Genomic DNA, 344 nt, shown 5'->3' on the forward strand with positions numbered 1-344 from the left:
GGACTGGTTGAGCAAAGTGTTGGATTCCGCCACACAAGCATCCCAAATCGCTGTTCAAGATGCAGTCCTGACATCCATCGTCAACGGTGGTGGTGTTAAAGACTTCACACTGACAAGCAACACAGACATCGCCACAGCTGAGAACTTCACAGCTGGCCTGGTGTACACACCAAACGGTGGTTCCCGTGTTAACGCCCTGCAAGACGAAGACGTACTCACAGGCTCCAACACATCCGCCACAGCCAACAACAAATTGACAGCCACACTGGGTAACTCCAATGACAACGGCGCGCCAATCATCACCCCATCACTGAAAAATATCCAAACAGCGAACTTCACGTTCA

General features: G+C 51.2%; 1 protein-coding gene. It reads left to right on the forward strand.

Features of this window, described 5'->3' with window-relative positions; translation table 11 throughout:
• Positions 1 to 19: 19 nt before the first annotated feature.
• Positions 20 to 344 (forward strand): hypothetical protein (locus tag ACO0LI_RS30690; protein ID WP_423037722.1); only part of this gene is annotated, 325 nt, incomplete at its 3' end.

The sequence above is a fragment of the Undibacterium sp. Tian12W genome (genome assembly GCF_049339405.1).
In the GTDB taxonomy this organism is placed as follows: domain Bacteria; phylum Pseudomonadota; class Gammaproteobacteria; order Burkholderiales; family Burkholderiaceae_D; genus Undibacterium.